The organism is Streptococcus milleri (assembly GCF_900636525.1).
Taxonomy (GTDB): Bacteria; Bacillota; Bacilli; order Lactobacillales; family Streptococcaceae; genus Streptococcus; species Streptococcus hominis.
The window spans coordinates 997306-1013427 of the sequence record NZ_LR134288.1 but is presented as its reverse complement, the minus strand read 5'-3'; the positions used below and the strand labels follow the sequence as shown (position 1 = coordinate 1013427).

The 16122-nt window shown below is 40.4% G+C and carries 15 protein-coding genes; 12 read left to right on the top strand and 3 right to left on the bottom strand.

What is annotated here, in order from left to right:
* Positions 1-8: 8 nt before the first annotated feature.
* From EL087_RS04985 to EL087_RS04970, 4 genes are all read left to right on the top strand, one after another.
* Entirely contained in the window at positions 9-2627 is a 2619-nt protein-coding gene (locus EL087_RS04985) for a pneumococcal-type histidine triad protein (RefSeq protein ID WP_126407197.1), read from the top strand.
* Positions 2628-3064: 437 nt separating this feature from the next.
* On the top strand, positions 3065-3562 hold the full coding sequence (locus tag EL087_RS04980) for a GAF domain-containing protein (protein ID WP_126407195.1): 498 nt from the start codon (positions 3065-3067) through the stop codon (positions 3560-3562).
* On the top strand, positions 3562-5226 hold the full coding sequence (gene dnaX, locus EL087_RS04975; protein ID WP_126407193.1) for a DNA polymerase III subunit gamma/tau: 1665 nt from the start codon (positions 3562-3564) through the stop codon (positions 5224-5226). Before EL087_RS04980 ends, dnaX begins: the two co-directional genes overlap by 1 nt.
* Positions 5227-5264: 38 nt before the next feature.
* Positions 5265-5459 (top strand): DUF3272 family protein, encoded by a 195-nt coding sequence (locus tag EL087_RS04970; protein WP_003024260.1) that lies wholly within the window; start codon positions 5265-5267, stop codon positions 5457-5459.
* 145 nt (positions 5460-5604) lie between these two features.
* On the opposite strand, the gene birA is transcribed toward EL087_RS04970, so the two are convergent.
* A complete protein-coding gene (birA, locus tag EL087_RS04965) occupies positions 5605-6540 on the bottom strand; it encodes a bifunctional biotin--[acetyl-CoA-carboxylase] ligase/biotin operon repressor BirA (RefSeq protein ID WP_003042895.1) in 936 nt (311 codons plus the stop codon).
* 2 nt (positions 6541-6542) lie between these two features.
* Positions 6543-7544: a LacI family DNA-binding transcriptional regulator gene (locus EL087_RS04960; RefSeq protein ID WP_126407191.1), complete on the bottom strand. Its 1002-nt coding sequence runs from the start codon at positions 7542-7544 to the stop codon at positions 6543-6545.
* 241 nt (positions 7545-7785) lie between these two features.
* On the opposite strand from EL087_RS04960, the gene EL087_RS04955 reads away from it, so the two are divergent.
* The 6 genes from EL087_RS04955 (at position 7786) to EL087_RS04930 (ending at position 12647) form a co-directional block, all read left to right on the top strand.
* A complete protein-coding gene (locus tag EL087_RS04955) occupies positions 7786-8964 on the top strand; it encodes a galactokinase (RefSeq protein WP_126407189.1) in 1179 nt (392 codons plus the stop codon).
* Positions 8965-9036: 72 nt separating this feature from the next.
* Positions 9037-10518: a UDP-glucose--hexose-1-phosphate uridylyltransferase gene (gene galT / locus EL087_RS04950; RefSeq protein WP_126407187.1), complete on the top strand. Its 1482-nt coding sequence runs from the start codon at positions 9037-9039 to the stop codon at positions 10516-10518.
* A gap of 49 nt (positions 10519-10567) precedes the next feature.
* Positions 10568-10825: an NAD-dependent epimerase/dehydratase family protein gene (locus tag EL087_RS04945; protein WP_390614115.1), complete on the top strand. Its 258-nt coding sequence runs from the start codon at positions 10568-10570 to the stop codon at positions 10823-10825.
* Positions 10826-10968: 143 nt separating this feature from the next.
* Positions 10969-11103, top strand: a complete 135-nt coding sequence (locus EL087_RS04940; protein ID WP_003024272.1) for a DUF4044 domain-containing protein — start codon at positions 10969-10971, stop codon at positions 11101-11103.
* 57 nt (positions 11104-11160) lie between these two features.
* Positions 11161-12471: a GTPase ObgE gene (obgE, locus tag EL087_RS04935; RefSeq protein ID WP_037567284.1), complete on the top strand. Its 1311-nt coding sequence runs from the start codon at positions 11161-11163 to the stop codon at positions 12469-12471.
* Positions 12472-12485: 14 nt separating this feature from the next.
* Complete coding sequence (locus tag EL087_RS04930) at positions 12486-12647, top strand: hypothetical protein (protein WP_003024275.1); 162 nt, start codon at positions 12486-12488, stop codon at positions 12645-12647.
* Between the two features lie 32 nt (positions 12648-12679).
* Here EL087_RS04930 and EL087_RS04925 read toward each other — a convergent pair whose 3' ends face one another.
* Complete coding sequence (locus EL087_RS04925) at positions 12680-13630, bottom strand: polysaccharide deacetylase family protein (protein WP_126407183.1); 951 nt, start codon at positions 13628-13630, stop codon at positions 12680-12682.
* A gap of 179 nt (positions 13631-13809) precedes the next feature.
* On the opposite strand from EL087_RS04925, the gene EL087_RS04920 reads away from it, so the two are divergent.
* Both EL087_RS04920 and thrB read left to right on the top strand, forming a co-directional pair.
* Positions 13810-15096 carry a homoserine dehydrogenase gene (locus tag EL087_RS04920; RefSeq protein ID WP_126407181.1) on the top strand — a complete coding sequence of 429 codons (1287 nt, stop codon included), beginning with the start codon at positions 13810-13812 and terminating at the stop codon, positions 15094-15096.
* 1 nt (position 15097) lies between these two features.
* Positions 15098-15964 (top strand): homoserine kinase, encoded by an 867-nt coding sequence (gene thrB / locus EL087_RS04915; RefSeq protein WP_126407179.1) that lies wholly within the window; start codon positions 15098-15100, stop codon positions 15962-15964.
* Positions 15965-16122 lie beyond the last annotated feature (158 nt).

Here is a 16122-nt window from a genome sequence, read left to right as displayed (position 1 = left end):
GGAGAATCATGAAGAAAAAATATCTTATCGGTTCTGTTGCAGTTGTTGTCTTAAGTTTGTGTAGCTATGAGCTGGGGCGTCATCAGACAGTATCTAGCAAGGAAAATAACCGTGTTGCTTATGTAAATGGAAAATCTAAAGCAAATAAGGGCAAGCAAGCAGAGAATTTGTCGCCTGATGAAGTGAGTGCGAAAGAAGGAATCAACGCAGAGCAGATTGTTGTTAAAATCACAGATCAAGGCTATGTAACATCTCATGGGGATCATTATCACTATTATAATGGAAAAGTTCCTTATGATGCCATTATCAGTGAAGAGCTAATCATGCGCGATCCAAACTACACTTTGCAGCAGTCTGATATTGTCAACGAAGTAAAAGACGGCTACATTATTAAGGTGAATGGCAAATATTATCTTTATCTGAAAGATCCAAATCACACGAGCAATGTTCGGACAAAAGAAGAAATTGCTCGCCAAAGGGCAGAATACAGTGGAAAAGGGCATAAGGGCGCAAAAGGAACTGTAACTACAGCTGTCAAAGAAGCTCGTGCGCAAGGTCGTTATACGACAGACGATGGCTATGTTTTCAACCCGACAGATGTGATAGAAGATACTGGAGATGGCTTCATTGTACCGCATGGTAATCATTTCCATTATATTCCAAAGAAAGATTTGTCTCCTAGTGAGTTAGCTGCTGCTCAGAGCTATTGGGACAACAAACACAAATCTGGCGGTACGACATCAACTCCGAGTCCAAGTCCAACGCCATCAAGACCATCAAATGGCGGAACTACACTACCTTCTATCCATTACCAACCATCAACGCCGGGAACACAGACCCATCAGGGCAATAATCATCATGCGCAGCCATCACAACCAAGTCATCAGAATACTCCATCTGCTCATCAAGAAATCATCAATCTGTTAAAACAACTGTACTTGATGCCGTTAAACCAACGTCATGTGGAATCTGATGGTTTGGTATTTGACCCGGCACAGATTACTAAAAAATCTTCTAGTGGGGTGGCAGTGCCACATGGTAATCATTATCATTTCATTTACTATAGTCAAATGTCGCCACTAGAAGAAAAAATTTCGCGGATGATTGTTCCTGGTACGGACTATTCAGAAGCGAAAAAGCTAGCTGGTCAAAGTAATCAACAGCCAAACCCAAGTAAACCGAACCAAGATACGGGCAAGGACCAAACACAGCCAAACAAACCTAATGATGGCAAGCAAACTGAGCCAAGCAAAGAGCCTGAAAAGCCAAAAGAAGGACCATCTGAGACAGAAGTGACGGATGAACAGATTCAAACCTTTATCAATAAGGTTGAAAGTTTGATGAGTAAGGTGACAAATGCTAGTCAAAAGGCAAACTTTGAAGAGCAACTCGCTGGTATCAAATCTGGCTTCACTCTTGGAACAGAAGAAAAAGCAACAGTGCTTCAAAAGGTGAAAGATTTGTTGTCTGAAATCGTCAAGGCGGTTGATCCGAAAACACAAGCGGGACTGACAAAGAAAAATGCTGAAATCGTTGCTGCTTTCAAGAAAGTCTTAACACCAATTCGTCAAACGCTTGAAAGCAAAGGGGATAAAGCACAACTGGCAACGGTTGAAGACCTCATGCAACAGGCTGCAAATCCGAATGTGGATAAGCTTGCCTTATTGGATAAGGTTTTGAAATTGTCAAGTGAGGTACAGCACCCTGACCGCGCAGGTAAAGCAAATTCTCAAATTGCTTATACGGCTGATGAAGTTGCGCTAGCTAAAGCTGCAGGTCGTTATGCGACATCAGATGGTTATATCTTTGATCCGCATGATGTGATTAAGGATGAGGGAGATGGCTACACTGCGCCACACATGACACACAGCCATTATATTCCTAAGAAAGATTTGTCAGAATCTGAGCGTAAGGCGACGGAAGAGTATCTGAAAACAAAAACTCCGAATGAAAAGAAAGAAGACAAGCCTAAAACTGATCCAAAGCAACCTCAAAAAGAAAGTGCGCAATCAATCTATGAACGCGTGACACCAGCTAAAAAGGTACCTGTTGAGGCAATGCCATATAATACAGCTTATGTCGTTGATTATAAAAATGGTCAATTGATTATTCCGCATTATGACCATTATCATAATATCTCTCTTTCTTGGTTTGATCAAGGACTTTACAAAGCACCTGACGGCTACAGCATGGAAGATTTCCTTGCGACCGTGAAATATTACGTCACTCATCCAGAAGACCGTCCGCATTCTGACAATGGTTTTGGTAATTCTAGTCAGCATGGTAAGAAAAATCAATCAGATAACGGAAAGAACTATGCACCAAATGAAGAGCCAGAAGATAAGAAAGACGACTCTGCAAGTAAAGAGGTAGATGATGAAAAGGAAAATTCAGAAGGGACTGAAAAACCAACAGTTAATGCTGAAGAAGAAGCTGAAAAGGCACGCGCAGCAAGCTATGGATTGTCTCTGCAAGATTTCCGAAAAAAATTGATTAACATTGCTTTTAAATATGGTTTGAGCTTAGAAAACTTTACCTATCATCCTGAAAACAAGACAGTCAGCTATACTGATTCGACAGGAACTGTCAAGTCTATCAATGTACTCACAGGAGAATTGGTTTCTTAATAATGCACCCCTCAAGAGTTGGAAATTGACTTTCCAGCTCTTTTGTTATTCTATGTTTATAAAGGGAAGTTTTATCTTGTCCGTCAGGCTGATAAGACAAACTAAAAGAGATTCACTCCGTCCGCCGAGCGGATAGAACAAACCAAAATGATTTCACTTCGTCCGCCGGGCGGATAGAACAAACCAAAATGATTTCACTTCGTCCGCCGGGCGGATAGAACAAACCAAAACTAATTTATCCTGTCCGAGGGTCGGCTAGCCTCAATCAAAAGAGATTTGCTTCGTCCGAGGGTCAGATTGCTTCAACCAAAAGAGATTCACTTCGTCCGACCCTCGGACGACCTTTTATAAACTGAAAAATCTATCATTTTTGAGGAATGACTTGTCCATTTGCGAAAAAACAGTCACGAGGCTGTTTTTTTGATATAATAGAGAGTATGAATCAATCAGAAAAAATTTCAAATTATCAATTACTTTTAGCGCAGCTTGAAGCATTACTAGAGGGCGAAAGCAATGCTTTGGCTAATCTGTCAAACAGCTCTGCTTTGCTAAATCAAACCTTGCCGCATTCCGTTTTTACCGGCTTTTATCTTTATGACGGAAACGAGTTGATTTTAGGACCTTTTCAAGGTGGTGTTTCCTGCGTGCACATTGCTTTAGGAAAAGGTGTTTGCGGTGAAGCAGCAGCCAAACGTCAGACGGTGATCGTCGAAGATGTTACCCAGTATGGTAACTACATTTCCTGTGATAGCAGGGCACGTAGTGAGATTGTGGTGCCAATGGTCAAAAACGACCAATTAATAGGAGTGCTGGATTTGGATTCTCATCTGGTAGCGGATTACGATGAGATTGATCGAGAATATTTGGAAAATTTTGTGGCTCTCTTACTAGAGAAAACAAGTTGGAATTTTGAAATGTTTGGAGACAAAGCCTAATGTATCAAGCTTTATATCGAAAATATAGAAGCCAAACCTTCGGTCAGCTAGTCGGGCAGGAAGTCGTGGCAACAACCTTGCGGCAGGCAGTTGAGCAAGATAAAATCAGTCATGCTTATCTCTTTTCAGGTCCTAGAGGAACAGGAAAGACCAGTGTAGCTAAAATTTTTGCCAAAGCCATGAATTGCCCCAACCAAAAGGGCGGCGAGCCTTGTAATGAGTGCTATATTTGCAAGGCCATTACCGAAGGAAGCCTAGAGGATGTCATCGAGATTGATGCGGCTTCCAATAATGGTGTAGATGAAATCCGAGATATTCGTGACAAATCTACTTACGCTCCTAGCTTAGCTAAACACAAGGTTTATATCATTGATGAGGTTCACATGCTCTCAACGGGAGCTTTTAATGCGCTTCTTAAGACTTTGGAAGAGCCAACAGAGAATGTCGTCTTTATTTTAGCAACGACAGAGTTGCATAAAATACCAGCAACCATTCTCTCGCGTGTTCAGCGCTTTGAGTTTAAGTCGATTAAGACCAAAGATATTGTAGAGCACATAGAGTGGATTTTGCAGCAAGAAAATATTGACTTTGAAAATGAAGCGGTGCAGATTATCGCAAGACGGGCAGAAGGGGGCATGCGAGATGCATTGTCTATTTTGGACCAAGCCCTTAGTCTCACTCAAGACAATCAGCTGACAACAGTTATCTCTGAGGAAATCACAGGCTCCATCAGTTTAGGAGCGCTAGACGCTTATGTAGCAGCTGTAGTAGCGCATGATACGTCAGCAGCTTTGGAAAATCTTGATGTCATATTTGACAGCGGCAAAAATATGGCTCGTTTTGTCACAGACTTGCTGCAATATCTTAGAGACTTGCTCATTGTCAAAACTGGCGGTAAGAATACTCATACAAGTGAAATCTTTTTAGACAATCTCAAGACTCCGCAGGAAAGATTGTTTGAGCTGATTGAGATTGCAACGAAGAGCCTTGCGGAAATCAAGAACAGCTTGCAACCCAAGATTTATACAGAGATGATGACCATTCGACTGGCAGAAGGGCAAGAAAAAGCAGAATTACCTTCCAATATAGCAGGCGAGATAGAAACGCTAAAAGAAGAAATCAGCCAGCTTAAAAATCAATTGGCAGGTTTGCAGTCAAATTCTGTACCGAGTAAGCCAGTACAGGCAACACGACCAGCCAAAACAAGCAAAGGATACCGGGTAGATCGTCATAAAGTAAATGCGATTCTGCAAGAGGCAGTTGAAAATCCTAGCCTGGCTCGCAGTAATTTAACCAAGTTGCAGAATGCTTGGGGAGAAATTATTGAAAGTTTAGCCGGAGCAGATAAGGCGCTTTTAGTCGGCTCACAACCCGTCGCAGCTAACGAAAACCACGCCATTTTGGCATTCGAGTCGAGCTTTAATGCAGAACAAACCATGAAACGGGAAAATCTTAACACCATGTTTGGCAATCTCTTAAGCAATGCTGCTGGATTTTCACCAGACATCTTGGCGGTTTCTATGACGGATTGGACAGAGATTCGGGCTGAATTTTCGGCTAAAGCGCGTGGAGAAAACGCACCACAAGCTGAAGAAAAAGAGAATACAGTCATTCCAGAAGGATTTGATTTCTTAGCGGAAAAAATTACCGTTCAAGAGGACTGAATTTAGATTTTTCTGCTTTTTCGTGCTATAATAGAATCATGACAAGACAACAATTTCTTACAACAGCTTTTTTCACAGCAATTGAAACCTATTTTTTTAACGAAGCAATGATGTCAGGACACTATTTATTCGCTGTTTTCTGGGCGCTTCTAGTGATTCGCAATTTACAGGTGAGCTATGTCATGGGTAAAATAGTGGACGAAATTGATAAACATATCAAACGTAAAAAATAAAAAGAAAGGTTGGGGCAAAAATCCTTGACCTTTTTTCTTCTGTTTGATTTAAAAAATCTGCACATGGTAGAATAAAAGGAATTGATTTTGTGTTGAAAAAAGAAGGAGAAAGTTGATGGTTACTCAATTTGTCTCCTTCTTTTATTTACCAACTTGTTAAAGAAACTTCACCGCTGTTTAGCCACATTTCTTGTCCAGTATCTAATTGAACCAACAGCTGACCGCTATCTGATATTTCCTTGGCAACTCCTTTGTAGCCTTTGTCATTCTGGCAAAAAGTGACCGTCCGACCTAAGACAAGGGAATGTTGTTTGTAAAGGTAAATCAGCTCGTCTGGCTCACATTCATAGAAATCTTTCCAAATCTCAGCAATAAGTTCATTGCGCGTGATAGATTGTTTTTCGTGGAAGAGAGAGTCAGCCTTATTTTTTAACTCTTTCGGAAAATCAGAGATTGTGAAATTGATGCCCACTCCAATAATCACATCAGTGACTAAGCCCGTCTCGACAGAAGTAATAGCTTCGGTTAAGATGCCAGCTATTTTCTTGCCCTTGTAGTAAATGTCATTGACCCATTTAATGTCCATTTCCATTAAAGTGAGGTCTTTAGTGGCTTTGTAAATGGCTCCGGCAGTCAGGATAGTATAGGCGGGAATTTGTTGAAAAGGGAGATTGGGTTTCAAGTGAAGAGACATATAAATCCCGCCTTTTTCTGGAGCAAAATAATTTCTGCCAAAGCGTCCACGACCAGCTGATTGAGAGGAAGCCAGATAGAGCGTGTTGGCAGGATTGCCAGCTTCAATTCCTGCTTTGGCGTCAAGTTGAGTGGATTTGCAGTTTGGATTGAAAGAAACTTGAATGGGAGCAGTTTCTTCAATTTTTTTAGCAATCAATAAATCGCCTGAAAGGAGCTTATAGCCTTTATTTTTTATCGATTCAACATGAACACCTTCTTTTTCCAAATGTTGAATAGCTTTCCAGATAGAAGTGCGTGAAATTCCTAACTCCTGTGCTAATTTTTCACCGCTGATATAGTCAGATTCTCGACTTAAAATGTCAAATAAAATTTCGTATGTTTTCATTTCTATAAGCTGCTCTTTCTAATGGTTAGGGTGGTAGCAAGTGTTACCATACGAGGAATGGTTAGTTCAGCATGTTGAAATTCCTCGTGCAGCAGTTGCAAGCCTTGTCTGCCCATTTCTTCTGTAAAGACAGTAACCGTGCTGAGTGGTGGATAGACGTACTTGGCGATAGATGTATCATTAAAAGCAATCAAACTAACACGATCTGGTACAGGGATGTCAGCTTCTTGAAGTGCTCGAAGAGCACCAACAGCTAAGGCGTCACTTGCCATGAAAAATGCAGTTGGAAGTTGTTTGCTTAAATTTTCAATCAATTCTTTCATCATAGAATAACCTGATTCAGATGAAAAGTTTCCTATTTTGACGTATTTTTCCTGATAGAGTTGTTTTTCAGTTAGATAATTTTTAAAGGTTACTAAGCGTGGGTCAGATAAGGTAGTGGTTTTGTCAGAAGTTTGTTCTTGCCCCACTAGCAGTCCAATTTGCCGGTGCCCATTTTCTAAAAAGTGGCTCAGAACAGCTATAACAGAATTTTCAAAGTCTGTTGTGACGCAGCTATGGCCATAGGCAAGCGTATTGCTATCAATAAAAACAAGCTGCTCTGTGTGGAGTTCCAACTCCTTTATCTTTTGAGGGCTGAATTTTCCAATCGCGATGATGCCGTCAACTTGATCGAGATGATTTAATTCTTCATTATTGAAAAAGCGCATAACATCATAGGCCAATTCTTGAGCTTTTTTCTCTACCCCAAGACGAATGGCATAGTAGTAGAGGTCGTCTAGTTCCTCCTCTTCTGTGTACCATTCTACAATCGCAATTCTGCGGTTTTGGGAATTTCGCTTGCTTCCTCTTTTTGTTTTTTTATATTCTAATTTCTCTGCAATATCAAATATCTTTTGGCGTGTCTCATCACTCACAGACATGGATTGGTCATGATTTAAAACGCGTGATACAGTTGCCGGAGAGACACCAGCACTTTTTGCAATATCTTTAATCGTTGCCATGATTGTTTCCTAATTTCTTTAAAGAATATGTCTATTATATCTTAAAAATTAGTAAAATACAAAAATATTTAGTAAATTTTCTAAAGTTTAGTATGAAAGATTGACGAGTATTATTTTTTACAACTTGATTGATAAAATTTTGGTAAAAATTTACTAAAATACTTGAAATTTTACTAATGATATTTTATAATAAAGATAATAAAACGGTTACAAGACCTAACAAAACAAAAGGAGACTTTTTATGTCAACAACTCTTTCAACTCAACAATTGCGTTCAAACTTTGCAACAATTTTTGGGGCAGAAGCAGATCACACATTTTTTTCACCGGGACGCATTAACCTGATTGGTGAGCATATCGATTACAACGGCGGGCATGTCTTTCCTGCAGCTATTTCATTAGGAACTTATGGGGCAGCGCGCAAGCGTGACGATAACTTACTTCGTTTTTACTCAGCAAACTTTGAAGACAAGGGAATTATTGAGGTGCCGCTAGAAGATCTTCGTTTTGAAAAAGCGCATAATTGGACGAATTATCCAAAAGGGGTGCTTCATTTCTTGCAAAAAGCAGGACATGTTATTGATAAAGGGATGGATGTCTATGTTTTTGGAAATATCCCAAATGGTTCGGGTCTCTCTTCATCGGCTTCTTTAGAGCTACTGACAGGAATTATTGCAGAGAAACTGTTTGATTTAAAATTAGACCGTTTAGATTTAGTAAAAATCGGTAAACAAACAGAGAACGAATTTATCGGTGTTAATTCTGGAATCATGGATCAGTTTGCCATTGGCATGGGGGCGGATCAACAGGCAATTTACTTAGACACGAACACGCTCGAATACGAATTGGTACCGCTTGATCTCAAAGACAATGTGGTTGTCATCATGAATACAAACAAGCGTCGTGAACTAGCAGACTCCAAATACAATGAACGCCGTGCAGAGTGTGAAAAAGCAGTAGAGGAATTAAAGCAAAAACTCTCTATTGCAACCTTGGGTGAATTAAATGAGTGGGATTTTGATGAATACAGCTACTTAATTCAAGATGAAAATCGACTCAAACGCGCTCGTCACGCTGTGTTGGAAAATCAACGGACACTTCAAGCTCAAGCTGCATTGCAAGCTGGCGATTTGGAAAAATTCGGTCGCTTAATGAATGCATCTCATGTCTCACTTGAACATGATTATGAAGTCACAGGATTAGAGTTGGATACCTTGGCTCATACTGCATGGGAGCAAGAAGGAGTGCTGGGCGCTCGCATGACAGGAGCAGGATTTGGCGGTTGTGCCATTGCTTTGGTTCGCAAAGACGCAGTGGAAGCTTTTCAAAAAAATGTTGGTCAAAAATATGAAGAAGTCGTAGGTTATGCACCGAGCTTCTATATTGCTGAAATTGCTGGTGGAAGTCGCGTATTGGATTAAGCGAGCGTTTTACATAATAGTAATAAGGGCTGACGAGGATTTCAGCCCTTTCTATAAAAGAAAGGAAAATCAATGGCACGAAATTTACTGAATGCCTTTGTAACGGAGGTCATAGCAAATAGCTCTTTTACAGAAATCGACCGGATTTATCTAGCAAATCGCGTCATGAGTCTGGTTGGAGAAGAAGCTGCAAAGCAAGAGACAGCAGCAACCAGCTTAATTGATCTCAAAGATGATTTACTAGAAGTTGCTTTAGCAGTTGGAAAAATCGGCTCAACTCTCGCAGAACAGGATATTCTTGGGGCAGAGTTGATGAATTTAGTCACGCCAGTACCCGGTCAGCTCAATCAACAATTTTGGCAGACTTATGAACAAGATCCCAAGCGGGCTATTGCTGATTTTTATGAGCTTAGTAAGCGTAATGATTATATCAAGGTCAAAGCCATTTCTAAAAACATTGCCTATCAAACACCGACTGAATATGGTGATTTGGAGATTACAATCAATCTTTCTAAGCCAGAAAAAGATCCCAAGGAAATTGCAGCAGCTAAGAAAGCCAAGACGAGCTACTATCCAGCTTGCCAGCTTTGTTTTGAAAATGAAGGGTATCAAGGGCGTCTAGATCATCCAGCGCGAGCGAATCATCGAATTATCCGCTTTGATTTAGCCGGACGAGAATGGGGCTTTCAGTATTCTCCCTATGCTTATTTTAATGAGCATTGTATCTTTTTAGATAGCAAGCATACTGCTATGGCTATCAGTCGTGCTACTTTTGAACGTCTTTTGGACATTGTAGAGACTTTTCCGGGTTATTTTGCAGGCTCCAATGCGGATCTTCCTATCGTAGGAGGCTCCATTCTCACTCACGACCATTATCAAGGTGGACGACATACTTTTCCTATGGAAAAGGCAGAGCTTGACAAAACTTTCATCTTTGCAGGTTTTGAAAATGTAGAAGCCGGTATTGTCAATTGGCCTATGTCGGTTTTAAGGTTGCAATCAACTGATAAATCCACATTGATAGATTTGGCGGATAAAATTTTACAGAAATGGCGCAGCTACTCCGATTCGACTGTTCAGATTGTAGCTGAGTCAAATGGTGAATCGCACCATACCATTACTCCAATCGCACGCCAAAAAAATGGCAAGTTTGAGTTAGATTTGGTTCTTCGGGACAATCAAACGTCAAAAGAGCATCCAGATGGTATTTATCATCCTCATAAAGATGTTCAGCATATCAAGAAAGAAAACATTGGTTTGATTGAGGTCATGGGCTTAGCGATTCTCCCACCTCGTTTGAAAAATGAGTTAAAAGAAGTTGAAGAATTTCTTTTGGGGCAAATAAAAGAAGTGGCTCCTTATCATCAAGCGTGGGCTGAGCAGTTAAAAGATAGCCATTCAGATATAACAGCAGAATCAGTCCAGACAATCGTGCGTGCTTCGGTTGGTCAGATTTTCAAACGTGTCTTGGAAGATGCAGGTGTTTACAAGCGTACAAAAGAAGGTCAAATCGCCTTTATGCGTTTCGTTGAATCAGTTGGTCTTAAGAAATAGCGCCCTTTTTATGATATAATCTAAAAAATAGGAAGGAATGGTTATGGCAATTTTAGTATTAGGAGGAGCTGGTTATATCGGCTCCCACATGGTTGATCGATTGGTTGAAGCCGGACGAAAGGTGACAAGGAACCCCATTCCACTTGAAATCGCAGATCGTCGTCCAGGAAATCCGGATACACTTGTCGCATCGTCTGACAAGGCACGTCAGGTCTTGGGTTGGCAACCGAAATTTGACAATATTGAGATGATTATCGAAACAGCTTGGAAATGGCATTCGACACATCCAAACGGTTACGCTGATTGACATTGAAATCCAGCAGGAAGCCTGTTGGATTTTTACTTTTTAGTAATTTTCAGTTGTAATCTTTTTATTTCAGCTATCATTTGAAAAACTCTCACCTTCATGTTACAATTAAGAGAACAAATTAAATACATAGAGGTAATATCGTGGCTTTTGGTGATAATGGACAACGTAAAAAAACAGGATTTGAAAAATTGACTTTGATTGTCGTTGTTATCATGTTATTGGTAACAGTCGGAGCAATCTTTGCAAGTGCACTTGGTGCTTTGAGTAATTTCTAATCCTCAAACGCTTGAAAGAGCGTTTTTTTAGAGTGAAAAACGAGAGAAGAGAAAAATATGAGTATGTTTTTAGATACAGCCAAGATTAAAGTCAAGGCTGGTAATGGCGGTGATGGCATGGTAGCTTTCCGCCGTGAAAAGTATGTCCCCAATGGCGGACCTTGGGGCGGTGATGGTGGTCGTGGTGGCAATGTTGTTTTTGTCGTAGATGAAGGACTTCGTACCCTGATGGATTTTCGTTACAATCGTCATTTTAAGGCTCAATCTGGTGAGAAGGGAATGACTAAGGGAATGCACGGTCGTGGAGCAGAAGACCTCATAGTTCATGTACCACAAGGAACAACTGTTCGTGATGCTGAAACAGGGAAAATCCTGACAGACTTGATTGAAAATGGGCAAAAGTTCGTCGTAGCTCACGGCGGTCGCGGCGGTCGCGGCAATATCCGCTTTGCAACGCCTAAAAATCCAGCTCCAGAAATTTCTGAAAATGGTGAACCGGGACAAGAACGTGAACTCCAGTTGGAGCTGAAAATTTTGGCAGATGTTGGTTTGGTCGGATTTCCGTCTGTTGGAAAATCCACTCTTTTAAGTGTTATCACTTCTGCTAAGCCGAAAATTGGCGCTTATCATTTCACGACCATTGTGCCTAATCTTGGAATGGTTCGGACGCAGTCCGGTGAATCCTTTGCTGTGGCAGACCTACCTGGCTTGATTGAAGGAGCTAGCCAAGGTGTAGGACTTGGAACACAATTCCTTCGCCATATTGAGCGAACTCGTGTCATCTTGCATGTCATTGATATGTCAGCTAGTGAAGGACGTGATCCTTACGAAGATTATCTTGCTATCAATAAGGAATTGGAATCCTACAATCTTCGCTTAATGGAACGTCCACAGATTATTGTTGCTAATAAAATGGACATGCCTGAAAGTGCAGAGAATCTAAAAGTCTTTAAAGAAAAATTAGCAGCAAATTATGATGAATTTGATGAACTGCCACAGATTTTTCCAATTTCAAGTCTGACAAAACAAGGCTTGTCAACGCTTTTGGATGCAACTGCAGAATTGCTAGATAAAACGCCCGAATTTCTGCTTTATGATGAGTCCGAAATGGAAGAAGAAGCCTACTATGGCTTTGATGAAGATGCTCCAGTATTTGAAATCTCACGCGATGATGACGCGGCCTGGGTTTTATCTGGTGATAAGTTGGAAAAACTCTTTACCATGACGAACTTTGACCGTGAAGAAGCTGTCATGAAATTTGCACGGCAACTACGTGGTATGGGGGTTGACGAAGCCTTGCGGGCGCGTGGTGCTAAGGATGGTGACTTAGTTCGCATCGGCAAGTTTGAATTTGAATTTGTAGACTAAAAAGGAGTGATATCATGGGTGATAAACCAATATCCTTTCGCGATGAAAATGGCAATTTCGTTTCTGCAGCTGACGTTTGGAATGAAAAAAAGCTTGAAAAACTTTTTAACAAACTCAATCCCAACCGAAAGCTTCGCTTGGAACGTGAGAAATTAGCACAAAAGAAAAAAGAATAGGACTTGCTCGTTTTTGAGCTAAGTCCTATTTTTCAGTTTGTAGCAATTTCGTTTAATAAATCTTGTGCAGTTGTTGTTGGGTTGACACGGATACGATTGAGGGTTAAAAGTCCGTCATTAAGAGAAGCTAGTCCGTTGTTGGTTGTCAATCCCATTTTATAGCCGAGGCTTTCAGCAATCTGTGTCGTCGTTGTATTATAGCGTCCCGAAGGATAGGCAACCGTCGTTGTATTTTGTGATAGGTTGCTGTCTAGATATTGCTTAGAAGCTTGCAATTCTGTCGTTTGTGTTTCAGTACTGGCAAGGGATAAATCTGGATGATTAACGGTATGATCTTCAAAAGACATTCCCTTTTGCTTCATTTCCTTGATTTGCTCAAGTGTCAGCATATCCTCGCGCCCATTTTCGACAAAGCCAGTAATGACATTATTAGTTGCCCGCATTTGGTATTTTTGAAGAAGCGGGAAAGCATTGGTGTAGAAATCTCTCAAGCTATCATCAAAGGTCAACCATACGACTTTTTTATTTTCTGGAAGAACATTTTCGGTTAAGACTTTATAGGCTTCTTCTGGTGTGAGAGTATAATATCCAGCGTCTTTCAGAGCTTTCAAATGACTTTCAAACGTTTCTGGCGAAACAATCAAACCAGCATTGGCTGCTTCAGAAGGATCCATATTATGAATCGCATGGTACATCAAAATAGGGAATTTAACTGGTTGATCTTGCTTTATCCATTTCACTTTGCTTACTTTTTCACTAGATCCAGATGTTTCTTTAGAAGTTGCTTGAGAAGTAGAAGATTTCTTTACTGTTGAAATGGCAGTTCTTGTATGGTTATTAGCCAGATTTGTTCCAGAACGTCTCCACATGAATGTCCCTGCAATCACCAGAACAACCAATAAGATGAAGCTTATAATAGCACGCCGTTGTCTCCTCTTATGAATACGATTTCGTACAGAACGATTACCAGAATGTTTTCCCATTATGTGGAACTCCTTTTACTTTTAAATCACTATGTTTATTTTACCATATTTCTGACTAACCGTTCACAATTTTTTAAAATAGATTTCTATTATTTTTATAAAAATCCTGAAGTCTGCTTACTAGAAAAAAACAAGTTTATTTGCTATAATAAAAAGCATAAAAATCTCAAGGAGTAGTCATGTCTATTAAAATTGCTTTACTTGGTTTTGGGACAGTTGCTAGCGGTGTTCCATTTTTATTGAAAGAAAATAGTGAGAAGATTGTGCAAGCAGCTCATTCAGAAATTGAAATTGCGAAAGTATTGGTAAAAGATGATGCTGAAAAAGAGCGTTTGCTAGCAGCGGGAAATCATTTTAATTTTGTCACGACGATTGATGAAATTGTAAATGATAATGAAGTAACGATTGTTGTTGAATTGATGGGGCGTATTGAACCTGCAAAAACTTTCATCACTCAAGCGCTAGAGGCAGGTAAGCATGTTGTCACTGCAAATAAAGACTTGCTGGCAGTTCATGGCGCTGAGTTGCTCGAGATTGCTGCAAAACACAAGGTAGCTCTTTACTATGAAGCGGCAGTAGCGGGAGGAATTCCGATTTTACGCACGCTTGTTAATTCCCTAGCTTCTGATAAAATTACACGTATTCTCGGTGTGGTCAATGGGACATCCAACTTCATGATGACCAAAATGGTAGAAGAGGGCTGGTCTTATGAGGCGGCACTTGCTGAAGCACAACGACTTGGATTTGCAGAAAGTGATCCAACCAATGATGTGGACGGAATTGATGCTGCATATAAAATGGTTATTTTAAGTCAATTTGCCTTTGGAATGACGGTTAAATTTGAAGATGTCGCCCACCAAGGCATTCGCAATATTACACCAGAAGATGTAGCAGTTGCGCAGCAATTAGGCTATGTTGTCAAATTAGTTGGTTCCATTGAAGAAACGGAATCAGGTCTTGCTGCAGAAGTCACACCGACCTTTTTACCAAAATCTCATCCTCTTGCTAGTGTGAATGGCGTGATGAATGCAGTCTTTGTGGAATCTATCGGTATTGGTGAGTCGATGTATTACGGTCCAGGTGCTGGACAAAAACCCACTGCAACAAGTGTTGTTGCAGATATTATTCGGATTGTTCGACGGATAAACGAAGGAACCGTTGGAAAAGCCTTTAATGAGTTTCAGCGTGAATTAGTTCTGGCTAAGCCAGAAGATCGTAAGAGTCTGTACTACTTTTCGATATTAGCACCTGATGCGAAAGGACAAGTTTTACGCTTAGCAGAAATTTTTAATGCTGAAAATATCTCCTTTAAACAAATTCTGCAACAAGGAACAGACGGAAATACCGCACGTGTTGTGATTATTACTCATGCTGTCAACAAAACGCAGCTAGAAAATGTCACTCGAAAATTGCAGGCAACTTCTGATTTTAAATTATTGAACACCTTCAAAGTATTAGGAGAATAAAATGAAAATTATTGTACCTGCAACGAGTGCGAATATTGGTCCGGGATTTGACTCGGTTGGTGTAGCTGTCAGTAAATATCTAACCATTGAAGTTTTGGGAGAAAGCGACCATTGGCTGATTGAGCATGATTTGGAGCGGCGTATTCCTTCTAACGAACGGAATTTATTGATTAAAGTGGCGCGCAGAATTGCTCCAGCTATTCAACCTCATCATTTAAAAATGACAAGTGATATCCCTTTAGCGCGTGGTCTGGGTTCTTCTAGTTCCGTTATTGTTGCAGGGATTGAACTTGCAAATCAATTGGCAAATTTGCAGTTGTCAAATGCTGAAAAATTGAATTTTGCGACGAAAATTGAGGGACATCCAGATAATGTAGCACCTGCTATTTATGGTAATTTGACGATTTCTAGTTATTTAAACGAGAACGTTTCAACTGTAGTGACGGAATTTCCAGAAGTAAGCTTTATTGCCTATGTTCCAAATTATGAATTGCGTACTAAAGACAGCCGTAGCGTTCTTCCAAAAGGTTTATCTTATCGTGAAGCTGTCACTGCAAGCTCTGTAGCGAATGTGGCTATTGCCGCTTTAATGAAGGGCGATATGGTAACAGCGGGGCGTGCTATTGAGTCCGACCGTTTTCATGAGCGTTTTCGCCAAGGTTTGATTAAGGAATTTCCAAAAATCAAGATGTTGGCAAAGAAAAATGGTGCGTATGCGACTTATCTATCAGGAGCAGGACCTACTGTGATGGTTCTAGCACCAAAAGAACAGTCGAATATGCTAAAAGATAAAATAGAAAAGCAACAATTTAAAGGACAAGTTTTTGAACTTCAGGTTGATGGCCAAGGCGTCCGAGTAGAAAAATGAGAAGAGTGAAGAGGAGGAGAACAGAACTAAATGAAACAAAAATTTAGTTCGTAATCTTACCCTTACAAGGTTGCTCAATAGTCTAAGCAACTATTGAGGTGGCAGATAAGGAAAACGAAGTTTTCGCCAAAAGTGGCTCTTCCGAGCTTGAAAGGTGA

Excerpts from the sequence above, each read along its gene's own strand:
- EL087_RS04955 (WP_126407189.1), top strand. The coding sequence starts at position 7,786 with ATGTCAACAACTCTTTCAACTCAACAATTGCGTTCAAACTTTGCAACA.
- EL087_RS04985 (WP_126407197.1), top strand. The coding sequence starts at position 9 with ATGAAGAAAAAATATCTTATCGGTTCTGTTGCAGTTGTTGTCTTAAGT.
- galT (WP_126407187.1), top strand. The coding sequence starts at position 9,037 with ATGGCACGAAATTTACTGAATGCCTTTGTAACGGAGGTCATAGCAAAT.
- obgE (WP_037567284.1), top strand. The coding sequence starts at position 11,161 with ATGAGTATGTTTTTAGATACAGCCAAGATTAAAGTCAAGGCTGGTAAT.
- EL087_RS04980 (WP_126407195.1), top strand. The coding sequence starts at position 3,065 with ATGAATCAATCAGAAAAAATTTCAAATTATCAATTACTTTTAGCGCAG.
- birA (WP_003042895.1), bottom strand. The coding sequence starts at position 6,540 with ATGAAAACATACGAAATTTTATTTGACATTTTAAGTCGAGAATCTGAC.
- EL087_RS04925 (WP_126407183.1), bottom strand. The coding sequence starts at position 13,630 with ATGGGAAAACATTCTGGTAATCGTTCTGTACGAAATCGTATTCATAAG.
- dnaX (WP_126407193.1), top strand. The coding sequence starts at position 3,562 with ATGTATCAAGCTTTATATCGAAAATATAGAAGCCAAACCTTCGGTCAG.
- EL087_RS04920 (WP_126407181.1), top strand. The coding sequence starts at position 13,810 with ATGTCTATTAAAATTGCTTTACTTGGTTTTGGGACAGTTGCTAGCGGT.
- EL087_RS04960 (WP_126407191.1), bottom strand. The coding sequence starts at position 7,544 with ATGGCAACGATTAAAGATATTGCAAAAAGTGCTGGTGTCTCTCCGGCA.
- EL087_RS04930 (WP_003024275.1), top strand. The coding sequence starts at position 12,486 with ATGGGTGATAAACCAATATCCTTTCGCGATGAAAATGGCAATTTCGTT.
- EL087_RS04970 (WP_003024260.1), top strand. The coding sequence starts at position 5,265 with ATGACAAGACAACAATTTCTTACAACAGCTTTTTTCACAGCAATTGAA.
- thrB (WP_126407179.1), top strand. The coding sequence starts at position 15,098 with ATGAAAATTATTGTACCTGCAACGAGTGCGAATATTGGTCCGGGATTT.